Genomic DNA, 14,846 nt, shown 5'->3' with positions numbered 1-14,846 from the left:
GAACAAATCACTTTACAATCAGTTTATAGGATTTTTGAAAATGCCTAATCTGTTTTCAAATTCACAGGTTTTTTCTATCCCATCTTTTGAAACCAATGATTTCAAAACTATCGAATTTGATGATATTGATTTTAAAGCTTTAAACAAACATAAATATCTCGGCAAACGTGCTGAATATTTTATGAAAGCTTATTTAGAGCAAAATAAAAATTACCATCCCATTTATCATAGCTTGCAAATTCAGGATAACAAAACCACCTTAGGCGAATTAGATTTTTTGTTTTATGACCATCAAGAAAACAAATGGATTCACTTAGAATTGATTTGCAAATTCTATGTCTTTACAGGAAAAGAAAACTTTAATAACCTTGACAATTGGATTGGACCAAATTTAAAAGACAGATTAGATTATAAAATTGAAAAACTCAAAACCCATCAATTACAAATTTGTAAAAAACCACAAACACAACAACTACTCAAAAAGTTGAACATTGACGTAGCATCAGTAGAAACGAAAATTTGTTACAAAGCCAAATTATATTTACCGTTTGAATTCAAAAACTTTAATCTAAATCACTTAAATTCTGCATGCGTCAAAGGCAAATATTACAATAATGAAGTTTTTAAAAAATTTAAATTTTCAGAGATGTTGTTTTACGTGCCACAAAAACACGAATGGCTATGTCAACCTGAAACTAACACTCAATGGTATGATTTTAAAAAAGCCCAAAACATTTTAAAACCAAGTATAAAAGAAAAGCGTTCTCAAATGATTTGGCGAAAAACTAAAACCGACGAGTTTTTTGAAGATGTTGTGGTTTGGTGGTAATTAGGTTATCCTCATTCTTCGTTCGAAATGACAAAATTTGCCAAAAAAAAGATGTAATCATCTGATTTAAAGCTTTCTGTAAATTAAACTCACGTGAGTTTAATTTTTTTTAAGGCTCCTTTTTTTGATAACCAAAAGCATAGTATGTAATGAAATAAAAGAAATCTGAAATAATGTCAATAATCCTAAAAGGCAATAATGTCACAGCCTTAAATAAAACATATAATAATTGGACAAGGCTTTATTTTGCTACAAAGATATGTATATTTGGCATTCTGAAGATTTAGGTTTATGCAAGATATCTCTACAGTTACTATTTTCATCATTATTGCGAATGTTTTGTTGTCATTCAAAGGCTTTAATGATGATTTGTTTTTTCATAAATATTGTTTCAAAATAGGTGCTATTCAACAAGGCGAGTATTTACGTGTTTTGACTTCTGCTTTCTTACATATCAATACGACTCATCTGTTAGTAAATATGTTGACCTTATATTTCTTTGCCAATTCTGTTATTGCATATCTTGGTGTAACGGGTTTTTTAGGGGTGTATTTTGGAAGTTTATTGCTCGGAAATATGTTGTCTTTGTATTTTCATAAAGACGAGCCTCAATATACAGCTGTTGGTGCAAGTGGAGCAGTAGTTGGAGTTTTGTATGCTTCAATTTTGTTAAGACCTGATATGATGTTAGGTTTGTTTTTTTTTATTCCATTGCCTGCTTATGTATTTGGGATTGGCTATTTATTATACTCCATTTGGGCTATGAAACGCGGTCAAGACAATATCGGACATGATGCCCATTTTGGCGGTGCCATGGGTGGATTTTTTATTACAATAATCCTTTCTCCTTGGGTATTAACCGAACATTTTTTGATGGTTGTCCTGTTAACAATTCCTATTGTTTTGCTTTTTGTGTTGAAAAAAATGGGTAAACTTTAAATGGAAAGTTTCTAATTTAACCTGATTACTACTATAATAAGCTAACAATCTATTTTAGGTAATTTCAATATTTAAAGACCTTTGCATAAAAAGCGATTATCAAAGGTATCAATTTCTGATTTTTTAAAGTTTTCTATCAAGAGAAATGTCAATAGGCAATACTAAAATCAAAACTTATTCCTTAAAAAACTGATTTTGAAACCCGATTAAATACAATTTTGTTTTGGCACGTGTACATGCGGTGTAAAGCCATCTCAAGCTGTTTTGATCAAGACCTTCTGGCATATAGGGTTGTTCTACAAAAACGGTATTCCATTGACCACCTTGCGATTTATGGCAGGTCATCGCATAACTGAATTTGACTTGTAAGGCATTAAAGAATTCGTTGTTTTTGACTTTTAAAAATTGCTTGTATTTTGATTTGATGTCCGCATAGTCTTTTAACACTTCTTGATACAACTTCTGAGATTCTTCAAAAGGTAAAGAAGGCGTATTCATTTCAAGTGTGTCTAAAATAATCACAGTTTCAAAAGCATTCATCTCTGGATAATCAACCATTTGGGCTTTAATTTTGGCAAATCGAAAACCATACAAATCAAAAATTCCTCTAATTTTAAGGATTTCTATAATATCACCATTAGCGATAAAACCAGCTTGAGAAGTAGGTTTAACCCAAAAATAGTTGTTTTTGACCACCATCAAAAAATCACCAACGGCAATTTCGCCTTCGCGCATCAAAATTTTTTGCCTGATTTGTTGATTGTATTGATTGGCACGTTTGTTAGAACGCACAACAATAGCGGTTTCTTCGTGACCATCACTTTCATAAGCGGTATTGATAGCATCCATAATTTCGTAGCCGTCAATCAATCTTACAAGGTCATTTTGTTGTTTTAAATTGAATTGAAATTGTTCAGGAAATTCGTTTTGTAGCCCATTACGCATATTTGTTGCATTGCGTAAAATGCCACTGTCAAGTTGTTGTCTGACCACTTTTGTAAGCTCAATATGAATAACTTCTGTATGAAATTTTGTGCTTAAAATATCTTGATCTAAAGCAGGACTAAGCTCAGCTTTAACAGGAGGTAATTGTGCAGTATCACCAATTAGTATCAACCGACAGTTTTCACCGCTAAACACAAATTCTATTAAATCGTCAAGAAGTGAATTGCCACTAAACAAGTCATCTCCAGATGAAAAATCAGGAATCATTGAGGCTTCATCTACAATAAAAACCGTGTTTTTAAATTTGTTTTCTTTTTGAACAAAGTTAACGCCACCTTTGTTGTTTTTTTGAGGAAAGTAAATACGTTTATGCATGGTTTGAGCTGGTCTGTTAGAGTAGTTGCTCATCACTTTTGCCGCTCTTCCTGTTGGAGCCATTAATGAAGCCTTTAATTTTAATTTGGAAAGATTTTTGACAACGGTAGATATAATTGTTGTTTTTCCAGTACCAGCATAGCCTTTGAGTAAAAATATTTGTTCGTTATTTTCATTGATTAAAAATTTTGAAAGATGCTTTAATGCTGTAGTTTGGTCTGGTGTAGGAGAGTAAGCAAAATCATTTATTAAATTTTTGTAAAGTTCGTTTTCTTTCATAATCAATGTTTTCAAAGGAAATACTTTTCAAATTAAGGAAATATTATTGAATTTAAAGTATAAATCTTTTTGATTTAAAAAAAAATTGTAGATTTGTCTCAAGTCTAAAACTTATATTATAAATTATGAAAGTAGTTTTTCAGATTGTTTTATGGATAGCAATTGCGGTACTCGTATATTTAAATTACAAATCGATTTACGGTCCAGTCGAGTTTAATAAAGAAAAAGAAAAGCGTTATGCTAAGGTCATTAGTAAAATGGATAAAATCCGTAAAGCCCAGTTGGCATATCGAGAAGTAACAGGCAAGTTTACAAGCACTTTTGACAGTTTAACAAGATTTGTTGACACTGCTGAATTTGTCTTGACTCAAAGACGAGATACAACTTACCTTGATAAAGAATATCTCAAAACTTATGGCGTAGATAGAATGATTGAAGATGTTGTTATTGACACTCTTGGAACTATAAAAGTTAAAGATTCTTTATTTAAAAATTATGACTATTCTAAATTAGAAATTGTACCAACCACTAAAAATGCCAAATTTGAAATGGATGCTGGATACATCACAGTCAATAAAAATAAAGTTCCTGTCTTTGAAGCTAAGGTTAATAAGTCGGTTGTGTTAGATGGTCTTGATCCAGATTTGATTGTTCAAGAAAAACAAACGATATCTGTTGATGGGGTAAATGGAGCTTATATAAAAGTAGGTTCTATGAATGAAGTGAAAACCAGTGGAAACTGGCCAATAAATTATGTTAAACAAGAGTAATACAGATTTTAATAATTTTAAACAATTATCCATCTTGATCAGTCAGGATGGATTTTTGTTTTATTTACACCACGATAAACCCGAACAATCTATGTCTTTAGAGGTACAAGACATAACAGATGTTTTAAATTCTAAAAGTTTAAATTTATTTCAAACACGCTTTGATGAGATTACAAAAAGTTATGAATTTAAAACGCTAAAGTTGGCCTTTTCAAATGCTTTTTACGCTTTAGTACCTGAAGATTATTATCAAGACAACGCCAAAGCAGATTATTTAAAATATAATGTCAAATTGTTTGAAGAAGACCAGATTGTTGCAGATCATATCCCATCAATCAATGCTTACCAAGTTTATATACCATTGATGAATTATCACAATGCCGTTTTAGACCAAGTTGAAGAATTTGAATATGAACACTTTACAAATGCTTTAATCAAACAATCTTATCTGAAGTCCTTTGATTCTGCTCAACAGCTTAAGGTTTATGTCCAAAAAAGCCACATCAATGTTATAGCACAAGAAGGTCAAAAGTTTAAATTGTGCAATACTTTTAATTACGAAACAGACTTAGATTTGGTGTATTATGTTTTATTTTGCGTAGAAGAACTAAAATTTAATCAACGTGAAATGCAATTAGAATTATATCACGATTCAAAAGATACAACTTGGCTGGAAATTATTAAACGATACATATTGAATGTAAAATGCAAGCAAAAAAACCTTGCTGCTTTTATCGTTTAACTATTGTTTTTATAACTAAAGTAAAAGCTATTAGCTTAAAGCTAAACACCAACAAACATGCGAATTATCTCAGGGCAATTTAAAAGTCGTAGAATAAACGCTCCAAAACATTTACCCGTAAGACCTACCACAGATAGAGCTAAAGAGGCTTTGTTTAATATTTTATATCACAAATACCAACTCGATAGGCTAAAAGTTTTGGACTTATTTGCAGGTATAGGTTCCATTACATTTGAATTTGCTTCTCGAGGAACAACGGAAATTACTGCGGTAGATCAAAACAAAGGCTGTACCGATTTTATCGATTATACTGCTGAACAACTTAATATAAACATCAGTATTAAAACACAAGAAGTTATCCACTTTTTGAAAACATCAGATGAAACTTATGATATCATCTTTGCCGATCCGCCTTATGATTTAACCATAGAAGAATTTTATACTTTAATTGATACCGTTTTAGACTATAATCATCTCGCCAAACAAGGTATTTTAATTGTTGAACATTCAAAACATACTGATTTGTCAGAGCATACAAATTTTGAAGAACAACGCAAATATGGCCATTCAGTGTTTTCGTGGTTCAGTTATTAAAAAATAAAACAAGCCTATAAGCCGGATTCTGTTTCCGCCTTGACGGAATCTTATCATTTATCTAGAATTTAGATTGCTCTAAATCTCAAGCTACCAACCCTCCAAGATCAAGCGTGCCACTTTCAAGCCTTGGTTTACATGGTATTGCACCGCATAGAGTTTACCTGATTTCACTACAGCCTAACTGTACTTGCTTTCTGTTGCACTTGTCCAATCCTGATTATTTATCAAGATGACGGGCGTTACCCGCTATGCTGCACTATGGTGTCCGGACTTTCCTTACTGACATTAATCGTCAGTGCGATAAGACGGCTTGTTTTATGGTGAAGAAACTAAAGATTAAGCCGATTCTTGCTCTTGTTCTTGCTTGCGTTTTTTGTTCTCTCTTAAACGTTCTTTTAGAGAACCGCTAATCCAATATGGCAAAATAGCAGTTAAGAAAATTAATAACCAAAACCCTATAGTAAGAATGGTTAAAAACAAAATAAACCCAAGATATTGATCAAACTCAAACATAATTGCTAAAATTTGTTACAAATATAAATGTTTTTAATTAATATAAACATCTTAAAGGCACACAAAATTTAATGCATTAAAATTTATAATTTTATATTCTCAATTCAATTTTTAGCTCGACTTTAGTTAAATTTGTGGAGCAAAAACTCAGCATTATGAAATATAGAATAGAAAAAGATACTATTGGTGAAGTCAAAGTTCCAAAAGATAAACTTTGGGGAGCACAAACAGAACGTTCACGTAACAATTTTAAGATAGGTCCACAAGCATCTATGCCTTTAGATATAGTTTATGGCTTTGCTTATCTCAAAAAAGCCGCAGCTTATACCAATGCTGAATTAGGAGTTTTGAGCGAAGACAAACGAGATTTAATCGCCCAAGTTTGTGATGAAATTTTAGAAGGTCAACACGATGACCAATTCCCTTTAGTTATTTGGCAAACGGGATCAGGCACACAAAGCAATATGAATGTCAACGAAGTTATAGCCAATCGTGCTCATATTATAACAGGAAAAACCTTAGGCGAAGGTGAAAAAACTTTACAACCTAATGACGATGTCAATAAATCTCAATCTTCTAATGACACTTTTCCTACAGGAATGCATATTGCGATTTATAAAAAACTTATAGAAAACACCATTCCTGGGGTTCAACATCTCCGAAATACTTTAGACCGTAAAGCAAAAGACCTTAAAAATGTGGTTAAAATAGGACGAACTCATTTTATGGATGCCACACCTTTAACTTTAGGTCAAGAGTTTAGCGGTTATGTAGCTCAATTAGACTTTGGATTAAAAGCATTAAAAAACACCCTACCACATTTACAAGAGTTAGCTTTAGGAGGTACTGCAGTGGGAACAGGATTAAATACACCAGACGGATATGATGTTAAAGTCGCTGAATATATTTCAAAATTTACTGGTTTTGAATTTAAAACCGCACAAAACAAATTTGAAGCCTTAGCAGCACATGATGCTTTAGTAGAAACTCATGGTGCTTTAAAACAACTCGCAGTTTCATTGAATAAAATCGGAAATGATATTAGAATGTTATCTTCTGGTCCACGCAGTGGAATTGGCGAAATTATTATTCCAGCCAACGAGCCTGGTTCATCTATTATGCCTGGAAAAGTAAATCCAACACAGTGTGAAGCTTTAACTATGGTTTCTGCTCAAGTCATAGGAAATGATGTTGCGGTAAACGTCGGTGGTATGCAAGGTCAATTTGAACTCAATGTGTTTAAGCCTGTTATGGCAGCAAACCTTTTACAAAGTGCTGAACTCATTGGCGATGCTTGTATGTCTTTTGCAGATAATTGTGTGATTGGTATTGAAGCTAATCAAGAACGCATTGATGAACTGCTCAACAATAGCCTGATGTTAGTAACAGCTTTAAACACCAAAATAGGCTATTACAAAGCCGCAGAAATTGCCAACAAAGCCCATAAAGATGGTTCAACACTTAAAGAAGCAGCTATTAACCTCGGTTATTTGACAGCTGAAGAATTTGACGAATGGGTCAAACCTGAAAAAATGATTGGTGATTTGAGCAAAACATTTTAGGATGAAAAATATTTTAATCTTATTTGTTTTACTGGGGTTTGCCAAAAGTTTAATCTCATGCAAAAAAACTGATTCGTCAAAACCTATGGCTTTAAAAACATATAAATTTGACCTACAAGGTCATCGCGGAGCGAGAGGAATTTTGCCCGAAAATAGTCTTCAAGCTTTTCAAAAAGCCATAGATATTGGAGTGAATACTTTAGAGCTTGATGTTGTGATTTCAAAAGATTCTATGGTGGTTGTTTCACATGATGCTTATATGAACCCTGAGATTTGTTTAAATGCTCAAGGTCAAAAAATATCAGATTCATCTCAGTTTAATCTTTACAAGATGAATTATGAAGACATAAAAACCTTTGATTGTGGAAGTTTACAACATCCTAATTTTCCTGAGCAAAAACCTCTCAAAACTCATAAGCCTTTATTATCTGAGGTTATCAAAATGACAACAGATAATCTGAAAAAAAAAGGAACACGTGTTTCACTTAATATCGAAATTAAGTCGTCTCCAGAAACCGATGGTGTTTATCATCCTAAACCTGATGTGTTTGCAGATTTGGTTATAAAAACGATAAAAAACGAATTGATTCCTTTAAATAAAATTAATATTCAAAGTTTTGATAAGCGTGTTGTGAGGTATGTTATTGACCATTATCCCGAAATCTCTACTGCTTATTTGGTAGAAAATGGAAGCTTTTATGAGAATTTACAAGATTTAGGTAAAACACCACAAATTTATAGTCCATATTTTAAAACCCTTGATAGTTTAGATGTTAAACAAGCCCATAACAGTGGTGTCAAAGTAATTCCATGGACAGTAAACGAAATCAGCGATATGCAAAACTTATTAGAACTTGGCGTTGATGGTCTCATTACTGATTATCCAAATCGTGCAAAAGCTTTACAAAGCTCTAATTAGTCATTCTTTTTAGCTTTTATCATTTGCTCCAGCATATCCCATAGTTCTTCTGGCACTTGTTCTAATAGGTTAAACTGTCCCGCACCTTTTAGCCATTCGCCACCATCTATAGTCACCACTTCACCGTTGAGATATTCTGCAAAATCAGACAGAAGATAAGCTGCTAGATTAGCCAATTCTTGATGATTGCCAACACGCTGAAGAGGCACTTTTTTGGATAAATCAAATTTTTCTTTGAGGTCGCCAGGTAAAAGTCTGTCCCAAGCACCTTTAGTAGGAAAAGGTCCAGGTGCAATGGCATTAAACCGAATGCCATATTTAGCCCATTCAACAGCTAAGGATCGCGTCATAGCAAGAACCCCAGCTTTGGCGGTTGCACTTGGCACAACATAAGCTGAACCTGTCCAAGCATAAGTCGTGACAATATTTAAAACCACTTTTTGTTTTTCTTTGAGTTCTATCCACTTTTTGCCAAAAGCTAAAGTGCAGTTTTTACTACCTTTTAAAACAATATCAATAATGGTATCAAACGCATTGGCAGACAAACGTTCAGTAGGTGAAATAAAATTTCCAGCAGCATTGTTCAGCAAACCATCAATACGGTCAAAATGCTTGATGCTATCATCTCTCATTTTACAAACGGCATCATAATCCCTAACATCGCATTGTAGAGCGAGGACTTCGCTTCCTGTTTCATCCTCAAGTTCTTTGGCAGTATTTTTTAATTTGTCCAGATTTCGTGAAGTGATGACTACTTTAGCACCGAGTTCTAACAGATAGCGAGTCATAGATTTGCCGAGTCCGCTACCGCCGCCAGTAACGACGTAATTTTTTCCTTTGAGAGCATCATCTCTGAGCATTTTGTCTTGATATGCCATAATTTGTTTATATTTAGTCGGGAATGGTTTTTATAAGAATTTCTAATAAATCTATAGCAGCTTGGCTAATTTTGGTTCCTGGACCAAAAACTGCAACTGCACCAGCATCAAACAAAAATTCATAATCTGCTGAGGGAATCACACCACCAACAATCACCATAATATCTTCTCGACCTAAGTCTTTAAGAGCTTTGATGACTTCAGGAACAAGGGTTTTATGACCTGCAGCAAGAGAAGACACGCCGAGCACATGCACGTCATTTTCAACGGCTTGTTGGGCGGCTTCTTGTGGGGTTTGAAACAGTGGACCAATATCGACATCAAAACCGAGGTCGGCATAGCTTGTTGCAACAACTTTTGCACCTCTATCGTGACCGTCTTGTCCCATTTTGGCAATCATAATGCGAGGTCTTCGACCTTCAAGTTCTGCAAATTTGTCGGCCAATTGTTTGGCTTTTTCAAAAGTTTGATCTGTTTTCATCTCTTTACTATAAATGCCACTAAAAGATTGAATTTCTGCTTGATGCCTTCCGTATTCACGTTCTAAAGCATCGCTGATTTCTCCTAAGGTTGCTCTTTGTTTTGCCGCTTGCACAGCAATTTCTAACAAATTACCTTGACCGCTTTTTGCGGTTTGATAGAGTTTTTCAAGTGTTTTTTGCACTTGTTTTTCGTCTCTTTCGGCTTTTAATTTTTTTAGTTTTTCTATCTGTTGCAACCTTACTTTTTGGTTATCAACTTCTAGGGTTACAATAGGGTCTTCTTTGTCGAGACGATAACTGTTAACCCCTATAATTTTGTCTTGACCTGAATCAATCTTGGCTTGTTTTTTAGCGGCAGCTTGTTCTATACGCAATTTGGGAATACCTTTTTCAATGGCTTTGGTCATTCCGCCAAGAGACTTAATTTCTTCAAGGTGTTTCCAAGCACGTTTGGCGATGTCGTCAGTCAATTTTTCAACGTAATAACTACCAGCCCAAGGATCGACGGTTTTTGTAATTTGGGTTTCTTCTTGTAAATAGATTTGCGTGTTTCTCGCTATACGTGCAGAAAAATCTGTGGGTAAAGCAATGGCTTCATCTAAAGCGTTGGTATGTAAACTTTGTGTACCGCCAAAAGCTGCAGCTGTAGCTTCAATACAAGTTCTCGCAACATTGTTAAACGGGTCTTGTTCTGTGAGTGAATAGCCACTGGTTTGGCAATGCGTTCTTAAAGCTAAAGACTTTGGATTTTTAGGATTAAATTGTTTGACCAACTTTGCCCAGAGCATTCTGGCAGCTCTCATTTTGGCGATTTCCATAAAATGATTCATACCAATGCCCCAAAAAAATGACAATCTTGGTGCAAAACTATCAATATCCATTCCTGCATCTAAGCCTGTTTTGATGTATTCTAAACCATCGGCAAGCGTGTAAGCCAATTCAATATCGGCTGTAGCACCGGCTTCTTGCATATGGTAGCCTGAAATACTAATGCTATTAAATCTTGGCATATTTTGAGAGGTGTATTCAAAAATATCGGCAATGATTTTCATTGATGGCGTTGGCGGATAAATATAGGTGTTGCGCACCATAAATTCTTTTAGAATATCGTTTTGAATGGTGCCAGAGAGTTGTTCAGATTTTACGCCTGTTTCATGGGCTGTAGCAATGTAAAATGCCATTATGGGCAAAACTGCCCCATTCATAGTCATTGAAACGGACATTTGGTCTAAAGGAATTTGATCAAATAAGACTTTCATGTCTTCAATGCTGTCAATGGCTACGCCAGCTTTACCGACATCGCCTACTACGCGTTCGTGATCGCTATCGTAACCGCGATGTGTTGGTAAATCAAATGCCACAGAAAGTCCTTTTTGACCGGCTTTAAGGTTGCGGCGATAAAAAGCATTGCTTTCTTCGGCTGTTGAAAAGCCCGCATATTGGCGAATTGTCCACGGACGACCAACATACATACTGGAATATGGGCCACGCAAATAGGGTGGAATACCAGCTGCAAAATTTAGATGCTCAAGCGATTGAATATCATTTTGAGTATATCGATTTTTAATTTCAATTTTTTCATTCGTCAAAAATTTTTCATCAGACTTTGAGGTCTCATCAAAATCGAAATTGAGTTTTATGTTGTTGATATCTTTTGCCATAATCAAGCTGTCTTTAAATGTTTTCTTGAGAAAGTCTTTGTTGTTCTAGTTGTTCTGCAATACGACGTTTTGTGATAGGTTTTAAAAGGGTTTTGCGTTTGTGTTTTGTTGGAAATATATTTTTTTCTAATTGTTCTTTCATTTTGTCGTCTTCATTTTCAAAAACGTTCACGCCAACGAGTTTTAATTTTTTATTTTTAAATTGTTCTAAAGATTTTGAAAATTGTTGGTCAATTTTTTCTTGTATTTTTCCATCAAATAATTGTTGGATAAATCCATTAGATTTTTCTATAGATTTAAAGAGTTCTAAAGCTTTTTCTGATAAGGCATTCGTCAGATAATCAACATAATAACTGCCGTCTGAAGGATTGCTAACTTTGTCAAAATAACTTTCATTTTTAAGAATCAAGAGTTGATTTCTCGCAATGCGTTGGCTAAATTCGTTGTTGTTTTTAAAAATCTTGTCATAAGTGGTGTTGCAGACCAAATCGCTTCCACCAAGAATTGCACTCATACATTCTGTAGTTGTTCTGAGCAAATTGACATTATAGTCGTAAATGCTCATGTGATGTTGTCCAGGTTCAGAAATTATTTTGAGTTTGTATTTGATATTTTTGTATTTGCAAATGCTGTTTACTAAAACTCTTAAAGCCTTCAGTTTTGCTATTTCAAAAAAATAATTTGGTCCAATACCACAAAAGATATAAAGTTTTAAAGTTTGAATTTCACTAAAATCCAATGCTTTAAAATAGCTGTTGAGGTGAGCGATAGAGTAGGCGAGTTGTTGTGTGATATTGGCACCTGAGTTGTGGTATAGTCGAGAATCAATATTTAAACTGCTCGATTTTTCAACAAAATTTTGAAGTAAACTAAAATCTTTGTCTTGACTTTTTAACCAATTTCCTGTTTGTGCTAAATGGTGAATAGGATCAAATTTGTAGATTAAATTTTTTTGGGATTCAAAATTAAATTGCTCAGGTTGGTCAATTTCTAATATTAATGGCAAGTTTAGATTGCTTATATTTTCAGGTAATTGGTCTGATTTTATCCAAAACGCTTCAGCACCTTTTGATTTGAATTGGTCTAAATTTTCTAAATCATCAGTTTTTTCAGTAATCAACCATTGTTGAGGAGAAGGAATAATGAGTTTTTGATGCGAATCTTGATGATAAAAAGGTTTGATATCAATGCCTTCGTCAGTTGAAGTCAACATTGTTTGGTTGTAATCTTTTCCTTTGAGGTCAGCTTGAATTTTTTGTTTCCAAGTTTTTTCAGATACAGGCTTAAATTCTTCAAAAAGTTGTTTTGGCATAATTTATTTATTTAGACTGTCTTCATATTTGATGATAAATACGTCTTCGTTTTCACGTTTCATAAAATAAGTTTCTCTGGCAAATTTTTCAATTTCTACAGAATCTTTTAAGGTTTTTAAAGTTTTTTTATCCTTTTCAATTTCAGATTTGTAGTAGTTGATATTGTTTTCAATCTCATTGATTTCATCGTTTAATTTTTGGTGAGTTAGCCAAGAATTGGTATCAAAAAACAGCATCCATACCGTAAATACAAGTAATACAAAAATGTATCTATTGGTCAGGATTTTAAACCAAGTTTTTTGTTTTAGGCTTTTCCACTTCATATGGATAAAGATACAAAATTAGATGAGACGTTCTTTGATAATAGTTTGAACAATTTCAACCGCAACATTATTGTATTTATTGTTAGGAATAATAATGTCTGCAAACTCCTTTGTTGGCTGGATAAATTCAATATGCATTGGTTTTAGGGTATTTTGGTATCGATCTAAAACTTCGTCAAGATTTCTACCGCGTTCTGCAATATCTCTTTTAAGTCGTCTAATAAGGCGTTCATCCGAATCGGTTTGGACATAAATTTTGATATCCAACATTTCGCGAATAGCAGGATTGGTTAGGATTAAAATTCCTTCAACAATCATCACTTTTCGGGGTTGAGTGGTTTTGGTTTGACCTGTTCGGTTGTGGGTTTTGAATGAATAGATAGGTTGTTCAACATGTTGTCCAGATTTCAGGGTCTTGAGGTGTTTGACTAAGAGTTCAAAATCTATAGATTGTGGGTGATCAAAGTTGATGTTTTTTCGCTCTTCAAAGCTGAGATGCGAGGTATCTTTGTAATAAGAATCTTGATAAATCACATCAACTTCATCATGTTGAAGTTCGTCTAAAATGTGGTTGACAACAGTAGTTTTGCCACTTCCTGTTCCACCCGCAATTCCAATGGTAAGCATTTGATAAAATTTGTGTAAAAGTAATACACTTCAATGAAATTTGAAATTGAAAATGCTGTGATGTAAGAAAAAATATATCAGTTATAATATCCTTCAGATATTATTATAAAAAAATAGAGAAACTTATAAAAATCAGATGGCTTCCTTTACGTTTTTATCCGTTTGTTTTTCTGCATATTTCATTGCAGCATCTCTGACCCATTTACCATTTTCCCAAGCTTTTTTTCGTGCATTTAAGCGTTGTTTGTTGCATTTGCCATGACCTTTAACAACTTGCCAAAATTCATCCCAATCAATTTTACCAAAGTCGTAATGACCAGTTTTGTTGTTATATTTTAAATCATTATCAGGAATTTTAAGTCCAAGAATATCAGCTTGTGGCACAGTTTGATCTATAAATTGTTGACGCAATTCGTCGTTGGTTTTGCGTTTTAATTTCCATTTCATAGATTGCTCGGTATGGGTAGATTGATCATCTGTTGGACCAAACATCATCAGCGATGGCCACCACCAACGATTTAAAGCATCTTGAGCCATGTCTTTTTGCTCTTTGGTTCCATTACAAAGTGTGAGCATAATTTCGTAACCTTGTCGTTGATGAAAGCTTTCTTCTTTACATACTCTAACCATGGCTCTAGCATAGGGACCAAAAGAGGTGTTACACAAAGGCACTTGATTGATGATTGCAGCACCGTCAACTAACCATCCAATGGCACCGATATCAGCCCAAGTTAGTGTAGGATAATTAAATATGCTGGAATATTTAGCTTTTCCTGAGTGGAGTTGTTCAAAGAGTTCTTCACGCGATACCCCTAAAGTTTCGGTTGCAGAATACAGATAAAGTCCGTGACCAGCTTCATCTTGGACTTTGGCTAAAAGGGCAACTTTTCGTCTTAAAGACGGTGCTCTAGTGATCCAATTGCCTTCAGGTAACATACCTACAATTTCTGAATGTGCATGTTGAGAAATTTGTCTGATATGTGTTTGGCGGTATTTTTCTGGCATCCAGTCTTTAGGTTCAATTTTCTCGTCATTAGCAATTTTTGCTTCAAAAATTTGTTCTAAATTTTTAACTTTTTTTGAACTCATGTT

Annotated in this window: 15 protein-coding genes and 1 other RNA gene; 7 read left to right on the top strand and 9 right to left on the bottom strand. The window is 33.9% G+C overall.

Annotated elements, in window-relative coordinates; all coding sequences use genetic code 11:
- The first annotated feature begins 40 nt into the window (after positions 1–40).
- A complete protein-coding gene (locus tag ACSSV5_RS04870; RefSeq protein WP_454244999.1) occupies positions 41–829 on the top strand; it encodes a DUF1853 family protein in 789 nt (262 codons plus the stop codon).
- A 291-nt stretch (positions 830–1,120) separates the two neighbouring features.
- Positions 1,121–1,768 carry a rhomboid family intramembrane serine protease gene (locus ACSSV5_RS04865; protein ID WP_211065939.1) on the top strand — a complete coding sequence of 216 codons (648 nt, stop codon included), beginning with the start codon at positions 1,121–1,123 and terminating at the stop codon, positions 1,766–1,768.
- A gap of 174 nt (positions 1,769–1,942) precedes the next feature.
- Here the strand turns inward: ACSSV5_RS04865 and ACSSV5_RS04860 are convergent, their stop codons facing one another.
- The gene (locus tag ACSSV5_RS04860; protein WP_211065940.1) at positions 1,943–3,367 is read right to left on the bottom strand and encodes an ATP-dependent DNA helicase; all 1,425 of its coding nucleotides are present in this window, start codon (positions 3,365–3,367) and stop codon (positions 1,943–1,945) included.
- 125 nt (positions 3,368–3,492) lie between these two features.
- On the opposite strand from ACSSV5_RS04860, the gene ACSSV5_RS04855 reads away from it, so the two are divergent.
- The 3 genes from ACSSV5_RS04855 to ACSSV5_RS04845 are packed head-to-tail and all read left to right on the top strand — an operon-like array spanning position 3,493 to position 5,473.
- On the top strand, positions 3,493–4,137 hold the full coding sequence (locus tag ACSSV5_RS04855; RefSeq protein WP_454244998.1) for a hypothetical protein: 645 nt from the start codon (positions 3,493–3,495) through the stop codon (positions 4,135–4,137).
- Positions 4,121–4,879: a DUF3822 family protein gene (locus ACSSV5_RS04850; RefSeq protein WP_454244997.1), complete on the top strand. Its 759-nt coding sequence runs from the start codon at positions 4,121–4,123 to the stop codon at positions 4,877–4,879. The genes ACSSV5_RS04855 and ACSSV5_RS04850 overlap by 17 nt, the downstream gene beginning before the upstream one ends.
- Before the next feature lie 57 nt (positions 4,880–4,936).
- Entirely contained in the window at positions 4,937–5,473 is a 537-nt protein-coding gene (locus ACSSV5_RS04845; RefSeq protein ID WP_454244996.1) for an RsmD family RNA methyltransferase, read from the top strand.
- A 1-nt stretch (position 5,474) separates the two neighbouring features.
- Here the strand turns inward: ACSSV5_RS04845 and rnpB are convergent.
- Both rnpB and ACSSV5_RS04835 read right to left on the bottom strand, forming a co-directional pair.
- Positions 5,475–5,793: RNase P RNA component class A (gene rnpB, locus ACSSV5_RS04840), an RNA gene on the bottom strand.
- A 19-nt stretch (positions 5,794–5,812) separates the two neighbouring features.
- Positions 5,813–5,989, bottom strand: a complete 177-nt coding sequence (locus tag ACSSV5_RS04835) for a hypothetical protein (protein WP_211065944.1) — start codon at positions 5,987–5,989, stop codon at positions 5,813–5,815.
- A 155-nt stretch (positions 5,990–6,144) separates the two neighbouring features.
- Here ACSSV5_RS04835 and fumC point away from each other — a divergent pair, with 155 nt between their 5' ends.
- Both fumC and ACSSV5_RS04825 read left to right on the top strand, forming a co-directional pair.
- A complete protein-coding gene (fumC, locus tag ACSSV5_RS04830; RefSeq protein ID WP_454244995.1) occupies positions 6,145–7,551 on the top strand; it encodes a class II fumarate hydratase in 1,407 nt (468 codons plus the stop codon).
- A gap of 1 nt (position 7,552) precedes the next feature.
- Positions 7,553–8,470: a glycerophosphodiester phosphodiesterase family protein gene (locus ACSSV5_RS04825; protein WP_454244994.1), complete on the top strand. Its 918-nt coding sequence runs from the start codon at positions 7,553–7,555 to the stop codon at positions 8,468–8,470.
- Here ACSSV5_RS04825 and ACSSV5_RS04820 read toward each other — a convergent pair.
- The 6 genes from ACSSV5_RS04820 to paaA all read right to left on the bottom strand — a co-directional run bounded on the left by ACSSV5_RS04820 (position 8,467) and on the right by paaA (position 14,843).
- Positions 8,467–9,348 (bottom strand): SDR family oxidoreductase, encoded by an 882-nt coding sequence (locus ACSSV5_RS04820; RefSeq protein ID WP_454244993.1) that lies wholly within the window; start codon positions 9,346–9,348, stop codon positions 8,467–8,469. The two genes, ACSSV5_RS04825 and ACSSV5_RS04820, sit on opposite strands and share 4 nt — an antisense overlap.
- Positions 9,349–9,361: 13 nt before the next feature.
- Positions 9,362–11,491, bottom strand: coding sequence for a methylmalonyl-CoA mutase (scpA, locus tag ACSSV5_RS04815; protein ID WP_454244992.1), 2,130 nt, complete (start codon positions 11,489–11,491; stop codon positions 9,362–9,364).
- A gap of 13 nt (positions 11,492–11,504) precedes the next feature.
- The gene (locus ACSSV5_RS04810) at positions 11,505–12,803 is read right to left on the bottom strand and encodes a methylmalonyl-CoA mutase family protein (protein WP_454244991.1); all 1,299 of its coding nucleotides are present in this window, start codon (positions 12,801–12,803) and stop codon (positions 11,505–11,507) included.
- A 3-nt stretch (positions 12,804–12,806) separates the two neighbouring features.
- Positions 12,807–13,127, bottom strand: a complete 321-nt coding sequence (locus ACSSV5_RS04805; RefSeq protein ID WP_211065948.1) for a septum formation initiator family protein — start codon at positions 13,125–13,127, stop codon at positions 12,807–12,809.
- An 18-nt stretch (positions 13,128–13,145) separates the two neighbouring features.
- Positions 13,146–13,754: a uridine kinase gene (gene udk / locus ACSSV5_RS04800; protein WP_211065949.1), complete on the bottom strand. Its 609-nt coding sequence runs from the start codon at positions 13,752–13,754 to the stop codon at positions 13,146–13,148.
- Positions 13,755–13,886: 132 nt separating this feature from the next.
- Positions 13,887–14,843 carry a 1,2-phenylacetyl-CoA epoxidase subunit PaaA gene (gene paaA, locus ACSSV5_RS04795; RefSeq protein WP_454244990.1) on the bottom strand — a complete coding sequence of 319 codons (957 nt, stop codon included), beginning with the start codon at positions 14,841–14,843 and terminating at the stop codon, positions 13,887–13,889.
- Between the last annotated feature and the right edge of the window lie 3 nt (positions 14,844–14,846).

It is taken from the genome of Psychroflexus sp. MBR-150 (assembly GCF_053628795.1).
The sequence above is the reverse complement of the archived record's forward strand: the minus strand, read 5'-3'. Positions and strand labels throughout refer to the sequence as shown.

Excerpts from the sequence above, each read along its gene's own strand:
- ACSSV5_RS04870 (WP_454244999.1), top strand. The coding sequence starts at position 41 with ATGCCTAATCTGTTTTCAAATTCACAGGTTTTTTCTATCCCATCTTTT.
- ACSSV5_RS04865 (WP_211065939.1), top strand. The coding sequence starts at position 1,121 with ATGCAAGATATCTCTACAGTTACTATTTTCATCATTATTGCGAATGTT.
- ACSSV5_RS04860 (WP_211065940.1), bottom strand. The coding sequence starts at position 3,367 with ATGAAAGAAAACGAACTTTACAAAAATTTAATAAATGATTTTGCTTAC.
- ACSSV5_RS04855 (WP_454244998.1), top strand. The coding sequence starts at position 3,493 with ATGAAAGTAGTTTTTCAGATTGTTTTATGGATAGCAATTGCGGTACTC.
- ACSSV5_RS04850 (WP_454244997.1), top strand. The coding sequence starts at position 4,121 with ATGTTAAACAAGAGTAATACAGATTTTAATAATTTTAAACAATTATCC.
- ACSSV5_RS04845 (WP_454244996.1), top strand. The coding sequence starts at position 4,937 with ATGCGAATTATCTCAGGGCAATTTAAAAGTCGTAGAATAAACGCTCCA.
- ACSSV5_RS04835 (WP_211065944.1), bottom strand. The coding sequence starts at position 5,989 with ATGTTTGAGTTTGATCAATATCTTGGGTTTATTTTGTTTTTAACCATT.
- fumC (WP_454244995.1), top strand. The coding sequence starts at position 6,145 with ATGAAATATAGAATAGAAAAAGATACTATTGGTGAAGTCAAAGTTCCA.
- ACSSV5_RS04825 (WP_454244994.1), top strand. The coding sequence starts at position 7,553 with ATGAAAAATATTTTAATCTTATTTGTTTTACTGGGGTTTGCCAAAAGT.
- ACSSV5_RS04820 (WP_454244993.1), bottom strand. The coding sequence starts at position 9,348 with ATGGCATATCAAGACAAAATGCTCAGAGATGATGCTCTCAAAGGAAAA.
- scpA (WP_454244992.1), bottom strand. The coding sequence starts at position 11,491 with ATGGCAAAAGATATCAACAACATAAAACTCAATTTCGATTTTGATGAG.
- ACSSV5_RS04810 (WP_454244991.1), bottom strand. The coding sequence starts at position 12,803 with ATGCCAAAACAACTTTTTGAAGAATTTAAGCCTGTATCTGAAAAAACT.
- ACSSV5_RS04805 (WP_211065948.1), bottom strand. The coding sequence starts at position 13,127 with ATGAAGTGGAAAAGCCTAAAACAAAAAACTTGGTTTAAAATCCTGACC.
- udk (WP_211065949.1), bottom strand. The coding sequence starts at position 13,754 with ATGCTTACCATTGGAATTGCGGGTGGAACAGGAAGTGGCAAAACTACT.
- paaA (WP_454244990.1), bottom strand. The coding sequence starts at position 14,843 with ATGAGTTCAAAAAAAGTTAAAAATTTAGAACAAATTTTTGAAGCAAAA.